Source organism: Lentzea tibetensis (genome assembly GCF_007845675.1).
GTDB lineage: Bacteria > Actinomycetota > Actinomycetes > Mycobacteriales > Pseudonocardiaceae > Lentzea > Lentzea tibetensis.
Map to the genome: position 1 here is coordinate 28,780 of NZ_VOBR01000043.1, position 22,995 is coordinate 51,774.

The 22,995-nt window shown below is 69.1% G+C and carries 24 protein-coding genes and 1 pseudogene; 4 read left to right on the forward strand and 21 right to left on the reverse strand.

Going from position 1 to position 22,995, the window contains the following annotated elements:
* Positions 1-34: 34 nt before the first annotated feature.
* A complete protein-coding gene (locus FKR81_RS39730) occupies positions 35-1,168 on the reverse strand; it encodes a GuaB3 family IMP dehydrogenase-related protein (protein WP_146360192.1) in 1,134 nt (377 codons plus the stop codon).
* 108 nt (positions 1,169-1,276) lie between these two features.
* Positions 1,277-2,788 (reverse strand): IMP dehydrogenase, encoded by a 1,512-nt coding sequence (guaB, locus tag FKR81_RS39735; RefSeq protein WP_146360194.1) that lies wholly within the window; start codon positions 2,786-2,788, stop codon positions 1,277-1,279.
* A 126-nt stretch (positions 2,789-2,914) separates the two neighbouring features.
* On the opposite strand from guaB, the gene FKR81_RS39740 reads away from it, so the two are divergent.
* A complete protein-coding gene (locus FKR81_RS39740; RefSeq protein WP_186763449.1) occupies positions 2,915-3,298 on the forward strand; it encodes a DUF5319 domain-containing protein in 384 nt (127 codons plus the stop codon).
* Positions 3,299-3,361: 63 nt separating this feature from the next.
* Here the strand turns inward: FKR81_RS39740 and FKR81_RS39745 are convergent, their stop codons facing one another.
* From FKR81_RS39745 to FKR81_RS39775, 7 genes are all read right to left on the reverse strand, one after another.
* Positions 3,362-4,261 carry an anti-sigma-D factor RsdA gene (locus FKR81_RS39745; RefSeq protein WP_146360196.1) on the reverse strand — a complete coding sequence of 300 codons (900 nt, stop codon included), beginning with the start codon at positions 4,259-4,261 and terminating at the stop codon, positions 3,362-3,364.
* Positions 4,262-4,834, reverse strand: a complete 573-nt coding sequence (locus tag FKR81_RS39750; RefSeq protein ID WP_146360198.1) for a sigma-70 family RNA polymerase sigma factor — start codon at positions 4,832-4,834, stop codon at positions 4,262-4,264.
* Positions 4,835-5,048: 214 nt separating this feature from the next.
* Positions 5,049-5,645: a response regulator transcription factor gene (locus tag FKR81_RS39755; protein ID WP_015805222.1), complete on the reverse strand. Its 597-nt coding sequence runs from the start codon at positions 5,643-5,645 to the stop codon at positions 5,049-5,051.
* An 80-nt stretch (positions 5,646-5,725) separates the two neighbouring features.
* On the reverse strand, positions 5,726-6,631 hold the full coding sequence (locus FKR81_RS39760; RefSeq protein ID WP_235922184.1) for a hypothetical protein: 906 nt from the start codon (positions 6,629-6,631) through the stop codon (positions 5,726-5,728).
* Positions 6,632-6,638: 7 nt separating this feature from the next.
* Complete coding sequence (locus tag FKR81_RS39765) at positions 6,639-7,190, reverse strand: PIN domain-containing protein (protein WP_146360200.1); 552 nt, start codon at positions 7,188-7,190, stop codon at positions 6,639-6,641.
* A 21-nt stretch (positions 7,191-7,211) separates the two neighbouring features.
* A complete protein-coding gene (locus FKR81_RS39770; protein ID WP_146360202.1) occupies positions 7,212-7,670 on the reverse strand; it encodes a helix-turn-helix domain-containing protein in 459 nt (152 codons plus the stop codon).
* Positions 7,671-7,745: 75 nt separating this feature from the next.
* Complete coding sequence (locus tag FKR81_RS39775) at positions 7,746-8,639, reverse strand: MerR family transcriptional regulator (protein ID WP_235922185.1); 894 nt, start codon at positions 8,637-8,639, stop codon at positions 7,746-7,748.
* A gap of 227 nt (positions 8,640-8,866) precedes the next feature.
* On the opposite strand from FKR81_RS39775, the gene FKR81_RS39780 reads away from it, so the two are divergent.
* Positions 8,867-9,163: a WhiB family transcriptional regulator gene (locus FKR81_RS39780; RefSeq protein WP_146360205.1), complete on the forward strand. Its 297-nt coding sequence runs from the start codon at positions 8,867-8,869 to the stop codon at positions 9,161-9,163.
* Between the two features lie 189 nt (positions 9,164-9,352).
* Here the strand turns inward: FKR81_RS39780 and groL are convergent, their stop codons facing one another.
* A complete protein-coding gene (gene groL, locus FKR81_RS39785; protein ID WP_146360207.1) occupies positions 9,353-10,975 on the reverse strand; it encodes a chaperonin GroEL in 1,623 nt (540 codons plus the stop codon).
* Positions 10,976-11,054: 79 nt separating this feature from the next.
* Positions 11,055-11,348: a co-chaperone GroES gene (gene groES / locus FKR81_RS39790; RefSeq protein ID WP_030478362.1), complete on the reverse strand. Its 294-nt coding sequence runs from the start codon at positions 11,346-11,348 to the stop codon at positions 11,055-11,057.
* A 172-nt stretch (positions 11,349-11,520) separates the two neighbouring features.
* Here groES and FKR81_RS39795 point away from each other — a divergent pair, with 172 nt between their 5' ends.
* Together FKR81_RS39795 and FKR81_RS39800 are read left to right on the forward strand one after the other, a co-directional pair.
* A complete protein-coding gene (locus FKR81_RS39795) occupies positions 11,521-13,032 on the forward strand; it encodes an alkaline phosphatase D family protein (protein ID WP_146360209.1) in 1,512 nt (503 codons plus the stop codon).
* Between the two features lie 45 nt (positions 13,033-13,077).
* Positions 13,078-14,601: an alkaline phosphatase D family protein gene (locus tag FKR81_RS39800; RefSeq protein WP_146360211.1), complete on the forward strand. Its 1,524-nt coding sequence runs from the start codon at positions 13,078-13,080 to the stop codon at positions 14,599-14,601.
* Here FKR81_RS39800 and FKR81_RS39805 read toward each other — a convergent pair.
* The 10 genes and pseudogenes from FKR81_RS39805 to FKR81_RS39845 form a co-directional block, all read right to left on the reverse strand.
* The gene (locus FKR81_RS39805; protein WP_146360243.1) at positions 14,598-15,722 is read right to left on the reverse strand and encodes an ABC transporter permease; all 1,125 of its coding nucleotides are present in this window, start codon (positions 15,720-15,722) and stop codon (positions 14,598-14,600) included. The genes FKR81_RS39800 and FKR81_RS39805 overlap by 4 nt on opposite strands.
* Positions 15,723-15,772: 50 nt before the next feature.
* Positions 15,773-16,435, reverse strand: a complete 663-nt coding sequence (locus FKR81_RS39810; protein WP_146360213.1) for an ABC transporter ATP-binding protein — start codon at positions 16,433-16,435, stop codon at positions 15,773-15,775.
* A complete protein-coding gene (locus FKR81_RS39815; protein ID WP_146360215.1) occupies positions 16,432-17,433 on the reverse strand; it encodes an HlyD family efflux transporter periplasmic adaptor subunit in 1,002 nt (333 codons plus the stop codon). The genes FKR81_RS39810 and FKR81_RS39815 overlap by 4 nt, the downstream gene beginning before the upstream one ends.
* On the reverse strand, positions 17,430-17,957 hold the full coding sequence (locus tag FKR81_RS39820) for a hypothetical protein (RefSeq protein ID WP_146360217.1): 528 nt from the start codon (positions 17,955-17,957) through the stop codon (positions 17,430-17,432). The genes FKR81_RS39815 and FKR81_RS39820 overlap by 4 nt, the downstream gene beginning before the upstream one ends.
* A complete protein-coding gene (locus FKR81_RS39825; RefSeq protein ID WP_146360219.1) occupies positions 17,954-18,496 on the reverse strand; it encodes a hypothetical protein in 543 nt (180 codons plus the stop codon). Before FKR81_RS39825 ends, FKR81_RS39820 begins: the two co-directional genes overlap by 4 nt.
* 43 nt (positions 18,497-18,539) lie before the next feature.
* Positions 18,540-20,240, reverse strand: a complete 1,701-nt coding sequence (locus FKR81_RS39830; RefSeq protein ID WP_146360221.1) for a sensor histidine kinase — start codon at positions 20,238-20,240, stop codon at positions 18,540-18,542.
* Positions 20,237-20,920 (reverse strand): response regulator transcription factor, encoded by a 684-nt coding sequence (locus FKR81_RS39835; RefSeq protein WP_146360223.1) that lies wholly within the window; start codon positions 20,918-20,920, stop codon positions 20,237-20,239. Before FKR81_RS39835 ends, FKR81_RS39830 begins: the two co-directional genes overlap by 4 nt.
* Positions 20,921-20,924: 4 nt before the next feature.
* Positions 20,925-21,053, reverse strand: coding sequence for a hypothetical protein (locus tag FKR81_RS45740; RefSeq protein WP_268891608.1), 129 nt, complete (start codon positions 21,051-21,053; stop codon positions 20,925-20,927).
* A gap of 101 nt (positions 21,054-21,154) precedes the next feature.
* On the reverse strand, positions 21,155-21,478 hold the full coding sequence (locus tag FKR81_RS39840; RefSeq protein ID WP_146360225.1) for a toxin-antitoxin system YwqK family antitoxin: 324 nt from the start codon (positions 21,476-21,478) through the stop codon (positions 21,155-21,157).
* 29 nt (positions 21,479-21,507) lie between these two features.
* Positions 21,508-22,995: pseudogene (locus FKR81_RS39845) on the reverse strand (YwqJ-related putative deaminase); the annotation flags it as partial.

Sequence of the window (22,995 nt, forward strand, 5' to 3'; positions counted from 1 at the left end):
TTACCGGCGGTAACGCCTAGTCCTCCGAACCGGTTCAGCCCCGAATGGTGAGCCCGACCTTCTGGAACTCCTTCAGGTCCGAGTAGCCGGTCTTGGCCATGGCCCGCTTCAACGCGCCGAACAGGTTCGTCACGCCGCGCGGGTCCGCGGACGGCCCGAACAGCAGCGACCGCAGGTCCAGCTCCTGGTCGACGGCCTCGGACACGAACGAGCGCGGCACGGACGGGTGCGCGGACGCGGCCGTCCAGTACAGGCCCTGACCGGGCGCTTCGGTCGCGGCGGCCAGCGGCTCGCCCAGCATGACGGCGTCCGCGCCGCACGCGATGGACTTCGCCACGTCGCCCGACGTCATCACGCCACCGTCGGCGATGACGTGCACGTACCGGCCGCCGGTCTCGTCGAGGTAGTCACGACGTGCGGCGGCGGCGTCCGCGATGGCGGTCGCCATCGGCACGCCGATGCCCAGCACCGAGTCGGTGGTCGTGACGCCCGGCGAGTAGCCGTAGCCGACGATCACGCCCGCCGCGCCGGTGCGCATCAGGTGCATCGCCGTGCGGTAGTCGCCGACGCCACCCGCGATCACCGGGATGTCGAGGTCCGCGATGAACGACTTCAGGTTCAGCGGCTCGCCGTCGCGCGACACGTGCTCCGCGGAGATGATCGTGCCCTGCACGACCAGGATCTCCACGCCCGCCGCCAGCAGGTCCGGGGTCAGCTCGGCCGCGCGCTGCGGGCTGACCCGCGCCGCGACGGTCACACCCGACTCGCGGACCTGCTTGATCGCCTCGGCGACCAGGTCCATCCGCAGCGGCGCGGAGTGCAGCTCCTGCAGCACCCGCACGGCCGCGGCCGGGTCCTCGTTGTCCTCCGTGGCCCGCACGAGGCGGAACAGCGCCTCCTCGACGTCGGCGTGCCGCGCCCACAAACCCTCGGCGTTCAGCACGCCGAGGCCGCCCAGCTCACCGACCGCCACCGCCACGCCCGGCGACACGATCGCGTCGGTCGGGTGGGTGATCAGCGGGATGTCGAAGCGGTAGGCGTCGATCTGCCACGTCGTCGAGACGTCCTTCGACGAGCGCGTACGCCGCGACGGGATGATCTCGATGTCGTCCAGCTCGTAGGCCCGCCTCGCGGTCCGGCCCATGCCGATCTCGACCAGATCGCGCACTTGTTGTTCCTCTCCTTTGTCCGGGGGTCTGGGGGCCGCCCCCAGAAATGACACGGCGAGCGACCCGGTCCGCGCTTTCCGCGGACACACTTCTCCCAGAGCGAGCGTCTAGCGGGTTGTGTAGTTCGGGGCTTCGACGGTCATCGTGATGTCGTGCGGGTGGCTCTCCTTGAGCCCCGCTGCGGTAATCCGCACGAGCTGCGCGTCCTGCAGCTCCGGGATCGAACGCGCACCGGTGTAGCCCATGGCGGCGCGCAGGCCGCCGTTGAGCTGGTGCACGACCTGCGACAGCGGGCCGCGGAACGGCGTGCGACCCTCGATGCCCTCGGGGACGAGCTTGTCCTCGTTGAGGACGTCGTCCTGGAAGTAGCGGTCCTTGGAGTACGACTTGGCGTCGCCGCGGGACTGCATGGCGGCGAGCGAGCCCATGCCGCGGTAGGTCTTGAACTGCTTGCCGTTCACCAGGATCAGGTCGCCAGGCGCCTCGGCGGTGCCGGCGAGCAGGCTGCCGAGCATGACCGCGGACGCACCGGCGGCGATGGCCTTCGCGATGTCACCGGAGTACTGGATGCCGCCGTCACCGATCACCGGCACGCCTGCGGGACGGCAGGCGAGCGACGCCTCGTAGATCGCGGAGATCTGCGGCACGCCGACACCCGCGACGACGCGCGTGGTGCAGATCGAGCCGGGGCCGACACCGACCTTCACGCCGTCTGCGCCCGCGTCGACGAGCGCCTGCGCACCCGCGCGCGTCGCGACGTTGCCACCGACGATGTCGACCGAGTCGCCGAGCTCCTTCTTGAGCTTCGCGACCATCTCGACCACGCCGCGCGAGTGGCCGTGAGCCGTGTCCACCATGATCACGTCCACGCCCGCGTCGGCGAGCGTCATCGCGCGGACGAACGAGTCGTCGCCCACACCGACGGCGGCGGCGCACAGCAGGCGGCCGTCCGGGTCCTTGGTGGCCATCGGGTACTGCTCGGTCTTGACGAAGTCCTTCACGGTGATCAGGCCGCGCAGCTTGCCGTCGCCGTCGACGATCGGCAGCTTCTCCACCTTGTGGCGGCGCAGCAGGCCCAGCGCGGCCTCGGCCGAGACGCCGACCTGCGCGGTGACCAGCGGGCCGTTCGTCATGACCTCGCTGACCTTCTTGTTGTGGTCCACCTCGAAGCGCATGTCGCGGTTCGTGATGATGCCCACGAGCTTCCCGGCCGGGTCGGTGACCGGCACACCGGAGATCCGGTAGCGGGCGCACAGCGAGTCGACCTCGGCGAGCGTGTCGTCCGGCGCGCAGGTGACCGGGTCGGTGACCATGCCCGCCTCGGAGCGCTTGACCGTCTCGGCCTGACGAGCCTGGTCCTCCACGCTGAGGTTGCGGTGCAGCACACCGATGCCACCCTGGCGCGCCATCGAGATCGCCATCCGGCCCTCGGTCACCGTGTCCATGGCGGCGGAGGCGAGCGGGATCTTCAGTGAGATGTTGCGGGAGATCCTGGTCCCCGTGTCGACGCCGCTGGGGACGACGTCGGACTCGGCGGGCAGCAGGAGCACGTCGTCGAAGGTCAGCCCCAGCATGGCGAACTTGCTCGGGACTCCGTCAGCGTTGAGCTCGCTGGTCATAGCGGGTGGCATGCCTTCCGTCGTGCGGTGGGCGCTCCACCGGCGGACGCGGTTTCCGCAGGCGGAGGCGGTGCGACCCATGGTATCTGGACGCATCCCGGGGTCCGCCCGGTACCGTGCAGGGTCGTGCCGCACGACGCGTTGCCACCAGACCCTTTCGCGGGCGACCCCGAGGACCCCGCACTGACCCTCGGTGAGCCTGATCACGACCATCCGCCGATGGACGACGACGAGCGCGCCGAGCTCGTCAGCGACCTCAGCGATCTCGCCGTCTACCAGGCGTTGCTCCAGCACAGAGGGGTGCGCGGGATCGTGGTGGACTGCGGCGAGTGCCAGGAGCCGCACTACCACGACTGGGCGTTGCTGCGCTCCTCGCTGGAGCAGCTGCTGGCCGACGGGCGGATGCGTCCGCACGAGCCCGCGTTCGACCCCGACCCCGGCTCCTACGTGAGTTGGGAGTACTGCCGCGGTTACGCCGATGGTGTGACAGCGACCGAATCAGCCAGGTGAGACGAACTCCACACGTGTGAACGGCCCCTGACCTCGCTGGTCAGGGGCCGTTCACCTGTTGTCTCAGTTGGAGGGAGTGCCCTCGTTGCCGGCACTGGTGCTGCCGCTCTCGCTCGCCGGCGGGTCAGCCGGTGGCGGGGGTGGCGGAGGCGGCGGGTCCTCCGCGTTGCTGGAAGGGTCCGGCGGCGGCGGTGACTGCGACGACGACGGAGGAGTCGGGTCCGGCGTCGAGGACGACGGCGGAACACTCGGTGTCGCCGACGGCGTCGACGGGTGCGTGGACGGCTTCGGGGACGTCAACGGCGGCGTCGCGGGCGGCGTCGTCGTGTTGGTCTTGAGCTCCTTCTCGAGCTCCTTGTGCTCGGTGGAGAGCTGCGCCTTGCCCTCGTCGGCCTGAACCGCGGGGAGCACGTCCTCCACCTTGCTGAGCTTCTCGCGCGCCTCGTCGACCCTGCCCTCGCGCAGCGCGAGCCGCGCGGAGTCGAGGTCGTAGCGCACGGCGACCGCTGCTTCCACGGACCGGGCGTGCTCGGAGTAGAGCACCCTCGTCAGCCCCCAGAGCGCGTCACCCGGCTGGGCGTCCCGCGCGACCAGGCTGACCCCGGTGAACGCGATCGCGAGCACTGCGGCGGCACTCGCGAGCGGAATGAGGAAGCGATGCCTGTGGCGTTCCATCGGGCGTGCTGCCGCGATGGTCGCGATTGCTGTGTCGGTGTCGACGAGCTCGCCGTACACCTCGGTGTCCACGTCGTGGCGCCAGGCCAGCAGCAGTGCGTTCAGCTCGTCCTCGACGAGCGTGCCCTGCGCCTTCGGCTTGGCCGCGCCCAACGCGTCCAACAGCCTGTCATCGGCCTGCACTGCCGACAGATCGTCACCTACAACGGGATCGTTCGAGGTGAGCGGGGTTCTCTCATCCTGTCCGCGCACGACTACGTCGTCACCCTTCTCGTGCTCGTCGGCCACTCAGACCACCTCCTCCGCTGCCAACGACTTGCGGAGCCGGGCCAGCGCGCGATGTTGCGCGACCCGAACCGCGCCCGGCGTCGAACCGACTGCCTCGGCAGTCTCCTCAGCCGACAGCCCGACGACCACCCGCAACAGGAGGATCTCTCGTTGCTTCTCAGGGAGGATTCGCAGGAGCTGAGCCATTCGTTCGGACAGCTCACCCTGCATTGCTCGCTGCTCCGGACCAGCTTCGGTCTCCGGTGCGTCGGGAACCTCCGGGACTGGCTCGGAGCGGTTCCTGGCGGCAGACCGATGCGCGTCGGCAACCTTGTGCGCCGCGATGCCGTAGACAAACGCGAGGAAGGGCCGACCTTGGTCGCGGTAGCTGGGCAATGCCGTGAGCACCGCGAGACACACCTCCTGGGCGACGTCGTCTGCCGAAGCGAAGGATCGCTCCTGCCTGCCAACTCGGGCGCGGCAGTACCGCACCACCAGGGGACGAATGTTCGCCAGCAAGCGCTCTATCGCCTGGCGGTCGCCGTCGACGGCCGCGCCCACTTCGGCGTCCAGTCCGTCCCCCAAGTTGGTCATCGCAGACAACAGCCCTGGTGTTACTTGTAGGCGTACCGACATCACACTGCACAAGTCCCTAACGATGACTCAACGCAGCGGCACTCACCGTACCGGTCTTAGAGCCATCTGTTCATCAGTGGGGTGTCGACACCCGCCGTGAGCAGGCGACACGCCGAACGGCCGCAGCCCGGCGACAATGTCACCGGGCTGGGTTAGCAAACGCTTGCTTACCTTATGAGACAAGCCCGCGTCGGAAACCGTGTGCGACGGCCTGTGCGCGGTCCCGCACGCCGAGCTTGCGGAACAACCGACGCGCGTGCGTCTTCACCGTGTCCTCGGACAGGTAGAGCTCGCGCCCGATCTGTCCGTTGCTCTTGCCCTGGCTCATGCCGCGCAGCACCTGGAGCTCCCGCTCGGTGAGCTGAACTCCGGGATCCGACGGCTGTCGGGGCGCGGGCACCGAGGTGCTGGCGAGCGTGTGCGCGAGAGCAGCGACCAGCTCGGGGCGTGACGCGTCCCACCTGAGGTAGCCGCGCGCACCTCCCGCGATTGCGGCCGCGATGCTGCCGGCGTCGTCAGGGGCACCGAATACGATGACGTTCGCCTGCGGATTCGCCGAGACGAGTCGCCGGGTTGCCTCCACCCCGGTCGGGACGGCGCGCTGGGTTCCCACCAGAACGACGTCCACCGGCTGCCGAGAGAAGCGAGCCAACAACTCGTCACCGTGCGCTACGCAGTCGATGCGGCTAACCCCTGGGACAGCCGACATCACGCGGGTCAGACCTTCCCGCACACTGCGCCGGTCGTCGCAAATAAGGACCGTGGTCACGGGGACTCCTTCCTGCAGCCGAGTGACGTTCCACTTCCCCTATCGGACGCTAGGAGCCCAACCTTGACACGATCCGGTGCTTAATCCGTCAAGAAGTTCGTCTGAGGGTCTGCGTTCGGGGGTTCCCCGGAACGGAGCAGCCACGTAGGCACCCACGGGGACTCAAACGCCACCCGTCGGCTGATGGGATCAGCTCTCCGTAACACGCAGCTCAGAGCCTGCATCGCCCGGTCGATGACGTCGGACGCCACCGTGGGGTCATGACCCACCAGGACGAGAGCGCTCGGCCAGATCAACGAAAACAAGCCGTGGGTGACACTGTGATTTAGGTCACACTCGACTAGTTCAACCCCTCTTGTCAACCCCTCGGGTGTCCCCCACACGACCAACGCGGTACCCAGCACCAGGTCGGATTTCACCTGGTGGCGAATACTGTCGCGCCCGTCGGCCTCCCGTTTGGCGGCCTCCGCCGGTTGCACCGCGTGGTCGGGCCGGCCGGCCGCGAGCTCGATCTCCGCGGCCACCCAGCCGTGCCGGACGCGCGTGCGCCAGGTCGCCGGATCGGCCCTGGCGTGGAGACGGCGAGCCTCTACGAGGTCACCTTTGCCGATCGCGTCCGCCGCCAGGCCGAGCAGTGCGTCCGTTCGGGCACCCGCGGGGTCGACGCCGTCCGGATCGGTCGACGTTCCGGTCCGAACGCGGCCCAAAGCGGCCGCGTCGCGGTGGCGGGCTCCGGCGTGGTTGCCCAGTTGGCGGCAGTGGGACGCCCTCGTGGAGAGGGCCAGGGAGGCGATCGTCGCGTCCGGGGTGTGCCGCAGGTCGTCCAGGAGCGTGGCCGCGGCCGCGTAGTGGCCCTGGGCGCCCAGGGTGACCGCGGCCAGCCAGCGGGTCCTCGGGTCCGGGGATCGGGTCGCCTGCCAGACGTTCGCTCCTGGTTGGTCGCCGAATGCCGATCTGCGCAGGTCCGCCTCTTCCACGCCGGCCATTCTCCGGTCACGCGCCGAGCAGCTCGCGGACGGTCTCGGCGAACCGAGGCACGCACTTCGCAAACCCATCCAGGAATCCGTCCACTGACAGCGGCGGACGACGGTAGGCGGCGATCTGGTCACGCACGCAGGCCAAGGTCTGACGTAGATGCAGATCCAGCTGATCCAGGAGGAAGTCATCGGGATGCAAGGCTCGGATGCGATACGGAGACAACGCGTCGGGCGGGAAGTCGCGGAGGTTGGCGGTCACGATCACAGCGGCCTTGGCGTGCACAGCAGCCGCGAGCACGTGCCGATCCTTCGGGTCGTTGGTCATCGCCGAGACCAGATCGTCGTAGCCCGTGACCATGGCGTCCGGAAACTCGTCCAGCATGTGCTGGACGCGCCGCTGCGCCTTCGCCGGATCGACACCGAGGCGCGGCAGGTTGCGCCCGACCTCGGTCAGCACCTGAGGCGACCAGAGCGGGCGATACGTCTCGGCTTCTGCCAGACGCAGCAGCAGATCCGCGAGCCGGATGGGCACGAGCACACAGGCGTCGAGGAAGACCGGAAATCCCACGCGAGCAGTCTGCCAAACGGTCTAACGGGTCCGAATGAACCCGTCCGTCTTCTCGTAGTCGCCATCCTCCGCGGCTTCTCGCGTCATCTCGGCCAGCACCGCACGCCGCCGGGCGCGGGTCCGCTCGCGGTAGTCCAGCAGGTCGGCGAGTTGCACACGACGGTGCCGTCCGCGCATCTCGAACGGGATGTCGCCCTGTTCCAGCAAGCGGACGACGGTGGGCCGCGAGATCCCCAGCATGTCCGCGGCTTCCTGCGTGGTCAGCAGCGTGTTGTGCGGAGCGACCGTGATCGCCAGACCGTCTGACATCGCCTTCACGACGTCGCGCAGCACCTGGTAGACCTCGTCGGGCAGCACAGTCCTCGTGCCGTCGGAACCGACCAGCTCGCCGTGCGCTGCGCGCAGCACGGTCGCGAGGTGCGCCAAGGTGGCGTCCCCCTTCTCGGGCGGCAGGACGGTGTACTGCTCCAGCACGGTCATCGTTCGCCCCCTCCAGCCTGATCCGGTCCCTGCTGACACGACTACTTTAGCACTATTCGAAAAAAACGAACGCGCTCAGACGACCGCGGCCTCGATCGCCGCCGCCGCGGCCGCCAGGTCCTCCACCCGCTCCGACTGCGGAGGCACCACACCCCGCCGCCACCCCGGCCCACCCACGAACAGCCGCATCTGCTGCCGGGTCCGCGGCAGAGCCGTCAACGCACCCGGATCGGCGTAGCGGGGCAACTGGGCCCACAGCACGACAGCCGAGGGAGCAGTCCGCCGCACCGCGGCGAACAGGGCCTCGAGCGGCAACGCGGCCCCCAGCTGCCGGATGACGATGTCGCGCCCGGCCAGCTCAGCGGCCAGCGCGTACAGGGACAGGGTGTGCCGCTCCTCCGGCATGCACGCCAGGAGCACGGCCCGGTGGTTGCGCGGCGCCGTGACGATGGGCGTCGCCCTGATCAACGCGGCCAGCACGCACTCGTTGACGAGGTGCTCGACCTCGACGCCCGCGCCGGAGAGCTCCCAGCGGGCGGCCACGGCCGTCAGCACCGGGCGGATCACGCCGTCCCAGGTGTCGATCACGCCGTCGGAGGCGATGGCGTCGGCGAGGAGCTGCTGGACGGCGACGGAGTCCATGGCCAGTGCCGCACGGTCCAGGCCGCGGGCCCGGCGGGACGCGCCGGGCATCTTGAGGCCGCGGCCGCCGGACGCGGCCTTCTCCGGCAGTTCGCCGCCGGTGAGCGAGGCCTTGCTGGACAGCGCGAAGCGCGCGGCCTCCGCCGACGAGGCGCCGCGCAGCAGTGCGCGTTGCATCAGCTCGAGCCGGGCCACGTCGCGGGTGTCGTACTTGCGGTGCCTGCCGGTCGTGTGCGCGGTCGGGCCCAGTCCGTACCGGCGGTCCCAGGTGCGCAGGGTCGCTGGTGCCACGCCGAGCCGTCTGGCGACGGCGGCCACCGAGAGCATGGGCTCACTCGTATGACTACCGGTGGATCTGTACTCCGGTTGCGTCATCACGGAGCCATCGTGCGTTCACCTCATCCGGGCGGCAACTCCAGTCGGTGAGTGATCGAACACGTGCTTCGTCACCCATCAGTTGATAAGGGTCTTCTGACTCTTGAACAAGCATTGGCGCGGTTCTACGGTGGATCATCGTTAAGCCGAATGGAGCAGTCGTCACGGAGGCGGTCTCGATGGCGGACACCCGAAGGCTCCCTGGTCCCAACGCTGATCTGTGGGATTGGCAGATGCGTGGCTCCTGCCGCGGGATGGACAGCGCGTTCTTCTTCCACCCGGACGGTGAACGGGGCCCGGCGAGAGCCAGGCGGGAAGCACGGGCCAAAGCCGTCTGCCTGGCCTGCCCGGTACTGGAGATGTGCCGCAGGCACGCTCTGGCCGTGCAGGAGCCCTACGGAATTTGGGGCGGGCTCTCGGAATCAGAACGCGATCACATCATCAAGGCGCGCAAGCGGCAGTTGACCCTCGTGTAACGCGAAAAGGGCCGGCACCCCGAGGGGTACCGGCCCTTTCACGTCAGCAACGCGAGGTCGCGTCGGTGTCTGGACTGAGTCATTTCGTGCGGCCGGTGCCCCCTCGGGGCGCCGGCCGCACGAAATCACGAGGGAAGACACCGACTTCAGGCGACCTCGCCGCCGTCTGCGGAGCAGCGGCCAAACAACTCAGTGGCCGTGGCCATGCCCGTGGCCGTGGCCACCGGCAGGAGACTCGTCCGCCTTCTTCTCCACGACGGCGCTCTCCGTGGTGAGCACCATGCGGGCGATGGAGGCGGCGTTGGCGACAGCCGAACGCGTGACCTTGACCGGGTCGATGATGCCCTGGTCGAGCAGGTCGCCGTAGGTCAGCGTGGCGGCGTTCAGGCCGAAGCCCCAGTCGCCCTCGCGGACCTTGTTCACGACGACGGCACCCTCGAGGCCGGCGTTCGCGGCGATCCAGTACAGCGCCGAGGACAGCGCCTTCGCGACGAGCGCGACACCGGTCGCCTCGTCACCGGTCAGGCCGAGGCCACCGTCGAGCACCTTGGCCGCGTGCACCAGAGCGGAACCGCCACCGGGGACGATGCCCTCCTCGACCGCTGCCTTGGTCGCGGCGACCGCGTCCTCGATGCGGTGCTTGCGCTCCTTGAGCTCGGTCTCGGTGGCCGCGCCGACCTTGATGACGGCGATGCCGCCGGACAGCTTGGCCAGCCGCTCCTGCAGCTTCTCGCGGTCCCAGTCGGAGTCGGTCGCCTCGATCTCGCGGCGCAGCTGCTCCGCGCGACCCGCGACGTCGGCCTTGGCGCCGCCGCCGTCGACGATCGTGGTGTCGTCCTTGGTCACGACGACGCGGCGGGCGGAGCCCAGCGAGTCGAGGGTGGCCTCGGACAGCTTCATGCCGATCTCCGAGGAGATGACCTCGGCACCGGTGACGACACCCAGGTCGTCGAGGAACGCCTTGCGGCGGTCACCGAAGAACGGGGCCTTCACCGCGACGACCTTGAGGGTCTTGCGCAGCGCGTTGACCACCAGCGTGGACAGGGCCTCGCCCTCGACGTCCTCGGCGATGATCAGCAGCGGCTTGCCGGCCTCTGCCGCCTTCTCCAGCACCGGGAGCAGCTCGGCGAGCGCCGAGATCTTCTCGCGGTGCAGCAGGATGCGGACGTCCTCGAACACCGTCTCCTGCGACTCGAGGTCGGTGGAGAAGTGCGAGGAGATGTAGCCCTTGTCGAACTGGACACCCTCGGTGATCACGAGCTCGGTCGCCAGCGTCGAGGACTCCTCGACGGTGATGACGCCGTCCTCGCCGACCCGCTCGATGGCCTCGCCGAGCAGGTTGCCGATCGACGCGTCACGGGACGAGACGGTGCCGACCTGCGCGATGTTGTCGCGGCCCTTGACCGGCGTGGCCTTGCCCTTGAGGGCGTCCACGACGGCGTCGGACGCGGCCTGGATGCCGCGGCCGAGCGAGGTCGGGTTCGCGCCGGCGGCCACGTTGCGCAGGCCCTCGCGGACGAGCGCCTGTGCCAGCACGGTGGCGGTGGTGGTGCCGTCGCCCGCGACGTCGTTGGTCTTGGTCGCGACGGACTTCGCCAGCTGCGCGCCGAGGTTCTCGAACGGGTCGTCCAGCTCGATCTCGCGAGCGATGGTGACGCCGTCGTTCGTGACCGTCGGGCCGCCGAACTTCTTGTCGAGCACGACGTGGCGCCCACGCGGGCCAAGGGTCACCTTGACCGTGTCCGCGAGCTTGTTGACGCCGCGCTCCAACGCCCGACGAGCGTCCTCGTCGAAGCTGATCTGCTTGGGCATTAACTAACCTCTCTCAAAGCGAAACGCCCCGGTAGCCCCGGTGTGGGGCGCCGGGGCGTCAGGCATGTCAGCCGCAGCGTCAGTTGACGACGGCCAGCACGTCGCGGGCGGAGAGGATCAAGTACTCCTCGCCGTTGTACTTGACCTCGGTGCCGCCGTACTTCGAGTAGATGACGACGTCACCGACAGCCACGTCCAGCGGGACGCGGTTGCCCTTGTCGTCGATCCGGCCGGGGCCAACCGCGAGGACCTTGCCCTCCTGGGGCTTCTCCTTCGCGGTGTCCGGGATCACGAGGCCGGAGGCAGTGGTCGTCTCGGCCTCCGAGGCCTGAACGACGATCTTGTCCTCGAGCGGCTTGATGTTCACGCTCACCGGGATGACCTCCACGGGTCGTTGGCAGGTTCGATTTAACGGCTCCTGCCACCCCGCCGTCGCGGGGGTCGGGGCGGTGCTGGTGCCGTGCAGCTAGCACTCTACCCACGAGAGTGCCAACGCTTCAACGAGACCCCCGAACCGGTGACCCCGTCCCAGCCGTATTGATGGCATGGGCTCCGTGACCAGACGCACGCTGATCATCGGCGGGGTGGCCGTCACGGCACTCACCGCAGCATCCGCCAGACCCTCCGATCCCTTCACACTGGGGGTCGCTTCCGGCGACCCGACGCCGGACGGCGTGGTGCTGTGGACGCGCCTGGCCCGCGACCCGCTCGCCGAGGACGGACTCGGCGGCATGCCGTCCCGCTCGACCGAGGTGAGGTGGGAAATCGCAGGTGACGAGCGGTTCCGCGGGATCGTCCAGCGCGGCGTCGCGACCGCCCGGCCGGAGTCGGGGCACAGCGTCCACGTCGACGTGCGCGACCTTGCGCCCGGCCGCGAGTACTTCTACCGCTTCGCGGCGCACGGCCACGTCTCGCGCGCCGGCCGCACCCGGACGGCACCCGGTCCGGCCGAGATGACCGGGCTGACCATGGCGTTCGCCTCGTGCGCGCAGTTCGAGCACGGCTACTTCACCGCGTACAAGCGGCTGGCCGAGGACGAGCCGGATCTGATCCTGCACCTCGGCGACTACCAGTACGAGTTCGAGAAGGGCGTCCACGTCGCGCCGAACGGCAACGTCCGCGTGGTGGACGGGCCGGCCACTGTGACGCTCGCCAACTACCGGCAGCGCTACGGCCAGTACAAGGCCGACCTCGACCTCCAGGCCGCGCACGCGGTGGCGCCGTGGTCGGTCGTGTGGGACGACCACGAGGTCGACAACAACTGGGCGGGCGGGATGCCGGACAAGCCGCAGGCCCACTTCCCGGAGCGCCGCCGGGCCGCGTTCCAGGCGTACTACGAGAACATGCCGATCCGGCGCGCACCGCAGGGCGACGAGCTGCGGCTCTACCGGCGGCTGCCGTGGGGGCGGCTGGCGACGTTCCACATGCTCGACAGCAGGCAGTACCGCGACGACCAGGCGTGCGGCGACGGGCTCAAGGACTGCCCTGACCGGCTGCTCCCGACCCGCACGATGCTCGGCACCGCGCAGGAGAACTGGCTGCTGAACGGGCTGCGCACGTCGTCGGCGCGCTGGGACGTGCTCGGCCAGCAGGTGTTCTTCTCGCAGTACGACCACACGATCGGCACGGGCGAGACGCTCCTGCTGGACGCGTGGGACGGCTACGCCGCGGCACGGGACCGCGTGGTCGCCGGGTTCGCGCCCGTCCGCAACCCGGTCGTGCTCACCGGCGACGTGCACGCGGCGTGGGGCGCCGAGATCAAGGAGCGCTGGGACGACCCGGCGTCGAAGACCGCGGGCACCGAGCTCGTCTCGACGTCCATCACGGCCGGTGGCGACGGGTCCGAGGAGTATCCGGAGACTCCGTCGTGGCTGGCCGAGAACCCGCACGTGAAGTACTTCAACAACCGGCGCGGCTACGTGCTGACCCGGTTCTCGGCCGGCGAGCTGCGCGCGGACTTCCGCGGTGTGGAGTACGTCTCACGTCCAGGCTCACCCGTGTCGACCAAGGCGAGCTTCGTCATCGAAGACCGCGTGAGAGCGCTGCATCGCGTCTAGCTGGAGTTCACTCACCGGCCATGACGGTCGGTCAGTGTCAGCGGCATGACTCATGTGACGCGACGCGCACTGATCATCGGCGGACTGGCGCTCACCGCGGTGGGTGCGGGATCACCGAAGCTCGCTGATCCCTTCACGCTGGGGGTCGCTTCCGGCGACCCGACCTTCGACGGCGTCCTCCTGTGGACGCGCCTGGCACCCACCCCTCTCGCCGAGGACGGACTGGGCGGCATGCCGTCCCGTGCGATCGAGGTCCGGTGGGAGATCGCACTCGACGAGCGCTTCCGCCGGGTCGTCCGGCGCGGCACCGCATGGGCCCGGCCCGAGCTCGGGCACAGCGTGCACGTGGACGTCCGCGGCCTGCGGCCCGGCGCCGAGTACTTCTACCGCTTCTCCGCCGACGGGCACGTCTCGCGCGTCGGCCGCACCAGGACCTCGCCAGCGCCGTGGGCTCTCGGCGGTGCGCTGACCATGGCGTTCGCGTCTTGCTCGCAGTTCGAGCACGGCTACTTCACCGCGTACAAGCGGCTGGCCGAGGACGAGCCGGACCTCGTCCTGCACCTCGGCGACTACCAGTACGAGTACAAGAAGGGCTCCTACGTCGCGCCCGGCGGCAACCCGCGCGACCACGAGGGGCCGGAGACCGAGACGCTCGCCAACTACCGGCAGCGGCACGCCCAGTACAAGACCGACGCCGACCTCCAGGAAGCGCACGCCGTGGCGCCGTGGTCGGTCGTGTGGGACGACCACGAGATCGACAACAACTGGGCGGACGAGGTCTACGAGAAGCCGGAGATCCCGCAGCCGAACTTCCTGGCGCGCCGGGCGGCGGCCTTCCAGGCGTACTACGAGAACATGCCGATCCGGCGGCGTCCGGACGGCATCGACCTGAAGCTGCACCGGCGGGTGGAGTGGGGCAGGCTCGCCACGTTCCACATGCTCGACACCCGGCAGTACCGCGACGACCAGGCGTGCGGCGACGGGCTCAAGACGTGTCCCGAGCGACTGAACCCGACCCGGTCGATCACCGGTGCGGCGCAGGAGAAGTGGCTGCTCGACGGGTTCCGCTCCTCGTGCGCGCGCTGGGACGTGCTGGGGCAGCAGGTGTTCTTCTCGCAGCTGGACTTCATGGCCGGTGCGGGCGAGCGCAACAACATGGACGCGTGGGACGGGTACGCGGCCAACCGCGACCGCGTGGCGGCGGGCTTCTCCTCGGTGCGCAACGCCGTCGTGCTCACCGGTGACGTGCACGCCGCGTGGGGTGCGGACGTCAAGGCGCGCTGGGACGACCCTGCGTCGAAGACCGTCGGCACCGAACTCGTGTCCACGTCGATCACCTCGGGTGGTGACGGGTCGGAGGAACGTCCGGAGACCGCGGCGATCCTGGCCGAGAACCCGCACGTGAAGTACTTCAACAACCGGCGCGGGTACGTGCGGACGCGGTTCACGTCGCGTGAGGTGCGCGCCGACTTCCGGGGTCTGGACTACGTGTCGCGGCCCGGCGCGCCGGTCTCGACCAAGGCGTCGTTCGTGATCGAGGACCGGCGGCCGGGGCTGCACCGCGTCTAGGGAGCGGCGAGCGCTTCTGTGGGCGCCAGACGGGATGCGCGCACGGCCGGGTACACACCCGCGAGCACGCCGACCAGCAGGGCCGCGCCGATGCCGGTGAACACCGCGTTCAGCGGGATCACCGTCGGCCAGTCCCGCCACGCGGCGTACCCGGCCGTGCCGAGCACCCCGAGCACGGCGCCCGCGAGGCCGCCGAGCAGGCACAGCGCGACGGACTCGGTGAGGAACTGCCACCGGATGTGGCCGCGGTTCGCGCCGAGTGCCCTGCGCAGGCCGATCTCGCGCTTGCGTTCCAGCACCGAGATCACCATCGTGTTGGCCACGCCGACGCCGCCGACCAGCAGCGCGACCCCGGCGAGCCCGAGGAACAGCGCGGAGAACGTGTTCTCGGTGAGGCGTTTCGCGGCGAGCGCGTCGGACGGCCTGCTGACCCTGATCTCGCCGGGACTCTCCGGGAAGACCGTGGCGGGCAGCACGGCCCGGACGTCCTCGATCGCCGTCTCGTCGACCTTCACGTAGATCACCGTGGGGTGGCCGGAGAACCCGAGCTGACGGCGCGCGGACTCCCAGCCGATCAGCACCGAGCGTTCGACGTCCGGCGCGAGCGGCATGGCTTCGAGGATGCCGACGACGGTGAACCAGCTCTTGCCGACCCAGACCTGCGGGGCGGGCGCGCCGGGCGTGAGCGAGGTGATGCCGAGCCGGGTCGCGGCCTTGTCGCCGAGCACGACCGTGGGAAACGCGCTGTTGGCAGCGTTGAGGAAGGTGCCGGAGTGGACTCGGCCGTTCAACGCCTCCAGCAGGTTCGGCTTGGCGACCAGCACGCTCAGCCCGGAGTTCTCCTCGACGCGGTCGGTGCGGCTGACGAACGTCTGCGCGTTGGCGAGCGCACTCGCCATGTGCACAGGACCGATCCGGTCGGCCATCTCCGCGGAGTTCTCCGGCACCGGCGGCAGCTGCCCGGTCGTGCTGTCCGGGGCGACCTCGGCGCGCAACAGGTTCGTGCCGAGCGCGGACAGCTCGTTCATCAGCTGCCGGTGGCTCGATGCCGGGATGCCGACGACGACGATCAACGTGGCGATGCCGATGGAGATGCCGAGTGCGGACAGCACCGCGCGCATCGGCCGGGTGCGCAGGCCCAGCAGGCCCGTTTGCAGCAGGTCGACCAGGTTCACTCGGACACCCGCCCATCCCGCATGTGCACGCAGCGAGGCAGCGTCGCGGCGATCTCCCGGTCGTGGGTGATGATCGCGATGGTGGTGCCTGCGCGGTTGAGGTCGCGCAGCAGTTGCAGCACCGCATGGCCGTTCGCGGTGTCGAGCGCGCCGGTCGGTTCGTCGGCGAGAACGAGCTTCGGGCTGTTCACCAACGCCCTGGCGATCGCGACACGTTGCTTCTCGCCACCGGAGAGCTCGTGCGGCCGGTGGTCCCTGCGGTGCGCGAGACCGACCCTGGTCAGCGCTTGGACCGCGAGCGCCGCGCGCCACTTGCGCGCGACGCCCGCGTAGAGGAGGCCGGTGGCCACGTTCTGGGTCGCGGTGAGACCGTCGGTGAGGTGGAACTGCTGGAAGACGAACCCGAGCGTGCGGCCGCGCATCGTGGACAACGCCTTGTCGGACATGGACATCACGTCCTGGCCTGCGACCCGCACGGTGCCGCTGGTCGGCCGGTCGAGCGTGCCCATCAGGTTGAGCAGCGTCGACTTGCCGGACCCGGACGGACCGACGATGCCGATCAGCTCACCCTCCTCGATCGTCAGCGAGACGCCGGCCAGCGCCTGCACACCGCCGGGATAGGACTTCACCGCGTCGCGGATCTCCAGCACCGGGGTCACGAGGTCGTCACCACTTCCATGCCCTCGGTCAAGCCGTCGCCGGTGACCTCGACCATGCCGTTCGAGAACAGCCCGGTGGTCACGGCGAGGAAGCCGCCTTCCTCGCGTTGCAAGGCGTAGCCGCCTTCCTTCAACGCGACCAGCGCGCCGACCGGCACCGCGAGCACACCGGTCTTGGTCTCGCTCGCCACCTTCACCTTGACCGGACCGGACATCAGTCCGCCCGCGTCAGCGAGTGCGACGGTGGCGACGACCTTCGGTTTGTCGTTCTTGTTGCCTTCGGCGCTGCTCGCGGACGTGCCGACGGACGTGACGGTGCCCTTGGCCTGCTTGCCGTCCGGCAGCTCCACGGACACCTCCGTGCCCTGCTTCAGCGCGTCCGTCTGGTCGGCGGGCACGTCCACGGTCACCGCGCGGTCGGCGCCGGTCAACGACATCAGCTCGCCTTCGGCTTTGCCGCCTAACGAGATCTTCGCCGACTCGACCCTGACCTTGCCCGGCAGCACCACGACGTCACCCGGCTCGATGTGACCGGTCTCCGGCAGCTTGTTCGTCTTCTGCCAGCGCTTGAGCGCCGCGGCCGTGACGGAGCCGTACTCGTCACCGTTCAGCCCCAGGTTGGCGTTCACCACCTCGGCGTCCGGTCCACGCGTACCCGGCGTTTCCAGCTTGCGGAACAGCGGGGTCTCACCTGCGAACAGAAGCACCGGCCGATCGTCCACCTTGTACAGCGGCTGGCCGGGCTCGATCACCGCACCCGCGGCGGGCAGCCAGGTGACGGTGCCGGGCTTGCGACCGGTCAACGTGGTGGCGGGGCCGTAGCCGAGGCTGCCCTGGAACTGCGCGGTGTTCATGAGGTCGGTCTTGGTGACCTCGACCGTCGTGGCCTGCTGCGGACCGGTGGCCGCGGGCGCGGCCCGCGGGCGGTTCGACCACGCGAAGCCGATTCCGCCGAGCAGTGCCACGACCGCGACGCCGGTGATGACCCACTTCTTCACTTCCGCAGACTCTCTTTCTCACACCGCTGGGTGAGCTCCATGCCCTCGAGCGTGCCGATGTGCGAGTTGTCGCCCACGTACGCCCAGCTGTTCTGCTGCTCACCGGGACCCGCTGGACGCTCCTCAGCCTTCGCTCCGGCCGCGCGCAGACACTCGACGACGCGGTGGATGAAGTCGAGCGACTCCGGGTTGGACTTGTCGTACTCCCACGGAGGCAGGAGGTAGAGGTGCTCGCACTTGGCGAACGCGATCGGCTGGAGGCGCTTGTACTCCTCGGCCGGCATCGCCGCGGCTTCTTCCTTGGTGTCCGGCATGCCGTTGGCGGACATGCAGTCGCCGTACGGCTTGGAGCGCGCCCTGGCCTGCTCCGGGGTGTCGTCGATGCGCGCACGCTGCTGCTCGGGCTGCGCCGCGCCGGTGGCCGTCGTGCCGCTCGTCTGCAACGAGGCGACCTGAGGAGTGCTGTTCTCCGCGGTTCCGCACGCGGTCAGCACGAAGACCGCGGCGATGATCAACCTTTTCACTTGTTCAGGCTCTCCTTCTCGCACCGGGAAGAGAGCTCCATGCCTTTGCCCTCAGCGAACTGCGGGTTCTCACCGACGAACTTGTAGCCGTTGAAGTCGACGCCGGGAGCAGCCGGAATCTCCTCGACCTTGGCGCCCGCCGCACGCATGCACTCGACCACGCGGTGGATGAAGTCCATGGACTCCGGGTTGTTCCTGTCGAACTCCCACGCCCGCAACGGGAAGAAGTGCTTGCACTTCTCCCACGCGATCGGCTGGATGCGCTTGTACTCCTCGCTGGACATCGCCGCGGCTTCCGCTTTGCCGAACGGCACACCGTTGGCCTTCATGCAGTCGCGGTACGGCTTGGAACGCGCCTGCGCCTGCTCCGGGGTGTCGTCGATGCGCTCGCGTGGCTGTTCGGAGGACGGCGGGGCAGCCGAGGTGGCGCCCGAATCCGAGCCCGAGGTCTGCAGGGAGGCGACTTCGGGGGTTGCTCGTTCCGCCGACCCGCACGCGCTGAGCGCGAGGGCCGCGGCCATGCACAGGATTAGTCGCATGCCCCAAAGGCTCTGCGGAACTTGTCAAGAACTCGTGTGATCCCTATGCGGGTAGCTTCAGAGTGAACGTCGTGCCCGCGCCGAGCCTGCTGCGGACCTCGACGGTGCCGCCGTGCAGCTCCACGAGGTTGCGCACGATGGCGAGGCCGAGCCCGGAACCGCCGGTCTGCCTGCTGCGCGACGAGTCCGCGCGCCAGAACCGGTCGAACACGTGCGGCAGGTCCTCCTCCGCGATGCCGGTGCCGGTGTCGGCGACCTCGATGACCACCTGGCCGTTGCGCCGCTCCCCGCTGACGACGACCTCGTTCTCGCTGTGCCGCAAGGCGTTCGTGACCAGGTTGCCGACGACCTGGCGCAACCGCACCGGATCGGCGTCGAGGTCGAGCTGCGGTGCACGGCGCACCGTCACGCGGTCGTGGCCGGCGAACTGGTCCAGCACGTCGGCGGCGTTGATCTGCTCGCGGTGCAGCTGCAGCTGGTCGGCGTCCGCCAACGCGAGTTGCTGCAGGTCGTCGACGAGGTGTTGCAGCAGAAGGGTTTCCTCCAGCAGCGAGCCCACCAGCTCCTGGTCCAGGTCGGCCACGCCGTCCTGGGTGGCGATGAGCCAGCCGCGGATGTTGCCGACCGGCGTGCGCAGCTCGTGCGAGACGTCGCTGATCATCGCCTTGCGCTGGCGTTCGGTGCGGTCGAGGTGCTCGGCCATCTCGTTGAACGCGTCGGCGACCTCGCCGATCTCGCCTCGCGCCTTGGTGCGCACACGTGCCTGCGTGTCGCCCGCGCGCATCTGCTTCGCCGCACCGGTGAGCGCCTTGAGCGGTTCGACGAGCCTGGTCGCGACGAGGAAGCTGACCAGCACGGTCAGCAGCAGCACAGCCAGTGCGGCGAGCACGATCGGCGTGGTGCCCGCCCTGGTGAGGCCGATCTCGGGAGCGCCGTCGTCGTTGCTGACGAACAACAACGCGGACGGCGCGGCGTACTGGTCGAGCTGCTGGCGGCGGCTCTCCAGCAGGCACTTCTCCGCCTTCTCGCCGCCCTGCGACTTGGGGCTGAGCACCGGCACCCCGGCCGCGTTGACCAGCAGCGGCGGCTCTTTGAGCGCGCAGGTGGCGAAGATGCGCTGGAGGTCGGCCAGTGCGGCGCTCTCGGTGTCCACAGGGGTGACGATCGTGCCGGCGGTGATCTCACCGCACCGCGACGGCGTCGACCCGGTCTGCCGCCCCGGCGTCTCCACCAGCCAGCGCCTGCTGGGCGTCTCGACCAGCACCGCGCCGATGCCGTTGGTGGCCAGGCAGTCCCGGCGCAGCTCCGCGGACTTCTTCAGCGCCTCCGACTCCGCGTCGCTCAGCCGGAACGGCCCGGCGAGCCGGTCGTCGATCGGACCTCCCGGCCGCAGCGCCGGGTCGACGTTCAGCGGGTCGATGCGCGCGGATGCCTTCAGCGGCAACGGATCCAGCCGGTATCCAGCGACGTGCACGCGGCTGTCGGAGGTGAGTGTGATGCGCCTGCCGGTCTTGCGGGTGAGCTCCGCGATGACCTCTTCGGTCTTCGCGTCCCAGATCGGCCTGGTGCCCGCGTGGTCCAGCAGCACGTCGTAGATCTCCTGGTCGGACGCGATCGCCTGGCCCTGCTGCTGGCGGATCGCGCCCGAGGTGCCCTGCACCACGAGCCACGCCGTCGCGGCGATCGAGCACACCGCGACCAAAACCGAGCTGACCAGCAGCCGGACCAGCAGACTCGACCTCATCGGGACCCGTTGGTGACCTTGTAGCCCACTCCGTAGACCGTGACCAGGTAGACGGGTTTGCGCGGCGTCTGCTCGATCTTCTTGCGCAGGTTCATCACATGCACGTCGACCGTGCGTTCGGTGATGAACCCGTCGATGCCGCGCGCCTGCTCGAGCAGCTGCCCCCTGGTGAACACCCGGTCCGGACTGGCGGCGAGGGTGGCGAGGATCTTGAACTCGACCGGCGTGCAGTCGATCCGCTTCGACCCGACGTGCACCTCGTGCCGCATCGGGTCGATCTTGATGGCGCCGACCTGGATGGCCTGGCTGGTGGTTCTCCGGCTCCGCTGGAGGATCGCCCGGACCCGCGCCATCAGCTCGCGCGGGTCGTACGGCTTGGTGACGTAGTCGTCCGCGCCGAGGTCGAAGCCCAGCAACAGGTCGTCGGCCGTGCTCCTGGCCGTGAGCATGAGGACCGGGACGTCGCTCTCCCTGCGCAGGATCCGGCACACGTCCAGACCGTCAACACCGGGCATCATCACGTCGAGGACCAGCAGGTCAGGCCGGGCGCTGCGCACCTCGTCGATGGCGGATCTGCCGTCGTGGACGACCTTCACGTCGTGACCTTCGCGGTCGAGGTACCGCTTGATCAGCTCCGCGTTCTTGTGGTCGTCGTCGGCCACCAGCACGTAGGCGCACACGCGGTCATGGTGCCTGAGTGCTCCGTTCGGCGCGCGTGAGCCCGGACCGCTCGTCCAGGGTCGGCGTGCCGTCCTCGATCTCCACGAGGTCGCCGGTGAACGGCCCACCACCCGAAGAGCACTGTGTTGTCATCACCGAGTTCGGTCTCTCGGTCGAGCACAGGCCCGGACACGTCTTCCTCTCAAGCCTTTCCGGCGGTTCCACTGCGCGATAGTCCAGTCGCGCTGGCCGGCTCAGCCCGCGTACGTCTTGTCTTCCGTGAGATTTCCGTCCTTGTCCCACCGTTGGCGGCGAGCACGCCTGCCGTTCTCATTGAAGACCGTGTGCTCAGCGAGCTGCCCGTTCGGATGCCACGCTCGCCAGTCACCGACGGCAAGTCCCCAGTCGACTTGCCCTTCCTTCTTGTTCGAGCCGTCCGCATACCACTGCCCTTGCGGTCCGTGCGGAACACCTTCGAAATAGGTGACCAACCCGACGATGCGCCCCTCAGCATCACGAGTGATGACCTCACCCGTGAAGAGCTCATCTTCATGGAGAACACGCATGGTGTCATCCATGTACGAGTCCTGCTTCTCAATACGCATTTTCATTCCGTCACTGGAGGTTCGAGCGTGGCATTTCGCCGGTGATCACCCGGCGGGAAGTGATAGCGACCGCTGTAGCTCGGCACATCTCTCAGTATACTGTTGCAGTTTCCGCAGGCGGGAGCTTCACCGCCGAGTTCGCGGACGACATTGCCCTTCTTGACCACTTCGTCGGTCCACCGCGGGTCGAACCGCATTTCGTCCAGCACCTCACGGCTGAGCGGAGGCGGTACTGAATCCGCGCCGTGCTGCTTGCGCCATGCGTCCTCGAAGGCACGTTGACGTTCCCAGAGAAGCTCGTTGACCGCCTTGACCTCGGCGTGCCGCATGGGATCGTCGAAATGCGCCCTACCGTCGAGAACGGCGTCCTTCGTGATCACCTTGCCCTCGGCGTCCTTGAGCGCCTTGCCGTTCTCACCTAGCACGGGCATCTGGGCAGCGTCGGTTTCGGACCGCATGATCGGGTGTTTCCACTCGGCCATGTCCATGTAGTTGTCACGCAGGAGCGGGTGCAGGTTCTCCGGCTCGATCAGGTCGTCGGCCTGACCATTGACGCCCTCGGTGATCAGGCCGGTCTTGCGGTCGATCGCGACAGCCGAGCAGGGGCCGTCGCCTGATTCCATGTTCGGGGCGTGCTGACTGACCGCCCGACTCTTCGAGAGGTCCTGCACGTATTCCTTGACCGGCTTCCCATCGATGGTTTCGATCAGGCCGTTCTTGGTCGTGACCCTCGAGGTGTCGGTCGGATCGATCTGCTCGACGATCGCTCCACGACTCTTGTCCCGTTCGAACTCGGGATCCCTGGTGTCGGGCGCTCGGCCAGGGTCCTCCGCATCCGGGAAGTGCGGAGGATCGTCCACACGCTCGTCTCCGGCCGACAGCGGCTTGGGACGCTCCTCGGGTTCCTCGTCCCCTTTCGACCCCGTGTCCTCGCCGCGGTCTTTGGCGTCGGCGCCGTCGGTGTTCTTGTCGCTGCCGGGTGCGTAGCCGTCGTCGCTGGCTTTGGTTTTGCTGCCGTCGGGGTGGTGGGTTTCCCATTCGCCGTTGGGCGGGATCTTCGGCTGCCTGGTGCCGTCGGGAGTGATGTCGACGTCGCTGGTGAAGACGCGGCCGTTGGCGTCGGTCCAGGCGGGTTTGGTGGGCGCCACGACGGGGGCGTCGAGGTGTCTGGACAGTTGTTGGGCGAAGTCGTTGCTGGCGGCGTCGCAGCCGATGAGGCGGACGGGTTTGCTGCCGTCGTAGCCGGAGCGGCGGAGCATGTCGGCGTATTCGGCGGGGGTGTAGTCGTGGCCGCCGATGCGGGCTCTGCCGTCGGGGGTGATGTGGACGTCGGCGGTGAAGAAGCGCGGGTCGTTGGGGACGCGGTGCGGGAGGTCGCCCATGTCGGGGTCGCCGCCGTGGTGGCTGACGCCGGCCGGGGTGGGTTCGGCGTGCCGGGCGTGGGCCTCGGCGGGGTCCGGGCGCGGCTCGTCGGCGTGGGTGTGGGGGGT

Excerpts from the sequence above, each read along its gene's own strand:
- guaB (WP_146360194.1), bottom strand. The coding sequence starts at position 2,788 with ATGACCAGCGAGCTCAACGCTGACGGAGTCCCGAGCAAGTTCGCCATG.
- FKR81_RS39750 (WP_146360198.1), bottom strand. The coding sequence starts at position 4,834 with ATGACCAACTTGGGGGACGGACTGGACGCCGAAGTGGGCGCGGCCGTC.
- FKR81_RS39760 (WP_235922184.1), bottom strand. The coding sequence starts at position 6,631 with ATGGCCGGCGTGGAAGAGGCGGACCTGCGCAGATCGGCATTCGGCGAC.
- FKR81_RS39770 (WP_146360202.1), bottom strand. The coding sequence starts at position 7,670 with ATGACCGTGCTGGAGCAGTACACCGTCCTGCCGCCCGAGAAGGGGGAC.
- FKR81_RS39775 (WP_235922185.1), bottom strand. The coding sequence starts at position 8,639 with ATGCTCTCGGTGGCCGCCGTCGCCAGACGGCTCGGCGTGGCACCAGCG.
- FKR81_RS39780 (WP_146360205.1), top strand. The coding sequence starts at position 8,867 with ATGGCGGACACCCGAAGGCTCCCTGGTCCCAACGCTGATCTGTGGGAT.
- groL (WP_146360207.1), bottom strand. The coding sequence starts at position 10,975 with ATGCCCAAGCAGATCAGCTTCGACGAGGACGCTCGTCGGGCGTTGGAG.
- FKR81_RS39795 (WP_146360209.1), top strand. The coding sequence starts at position 11,521 with ATGGGCTCCGTGACCAGACGCACGCTGATCATCGGCGGGGTGGCCGTC.
- FKR81_RS39800 (WP_146360211.1), top strand. The coding sequence starts at position 13,078 with ATGACTCATGTGACGCGACGCGCACTGATCATCGGCGGACTGGCGCTC.
- FKR81_RS39805 (WP_146360243.1), bottom strand. The coding sequence starts at position 15,722 with ATGCGCGCGGTGCTGTCCGCACTCGGCATCTCCATCGGCATCGCCACG.
- FKR81_RS39825 (WP_146360219.1), bottom strand. The coding sequence starts at position 18,496 with ATGCGACTAATCCTGTGCATGGCCGCGGCCCTCGCGCTCAGCGCGTGC.
- FKR81_RS39830 (WP_146360221.1), bottom strand. The coding sequence starts at position 20,240 with ATGAGGTCGAGTCTGCTGGTCCGGCTGCTGGTCAGCTCGGTTTTGGTC.
- FKR81_RS45740 (WP_268891608.1), bottom strand. The coding sequence starts at position 21,053 with ATGACAACACAGTGCTCTTCGGGTGGTGGGCCGTTCACCGGCGACCTC.
- FKR81_RS39840 (WP_146360225.1), bottom strand. The coding sequence starts at position 21,478 with ATGGATGACACCATGCGTGTTCTCCATGAAGATGAGCTCTTCACGGGT.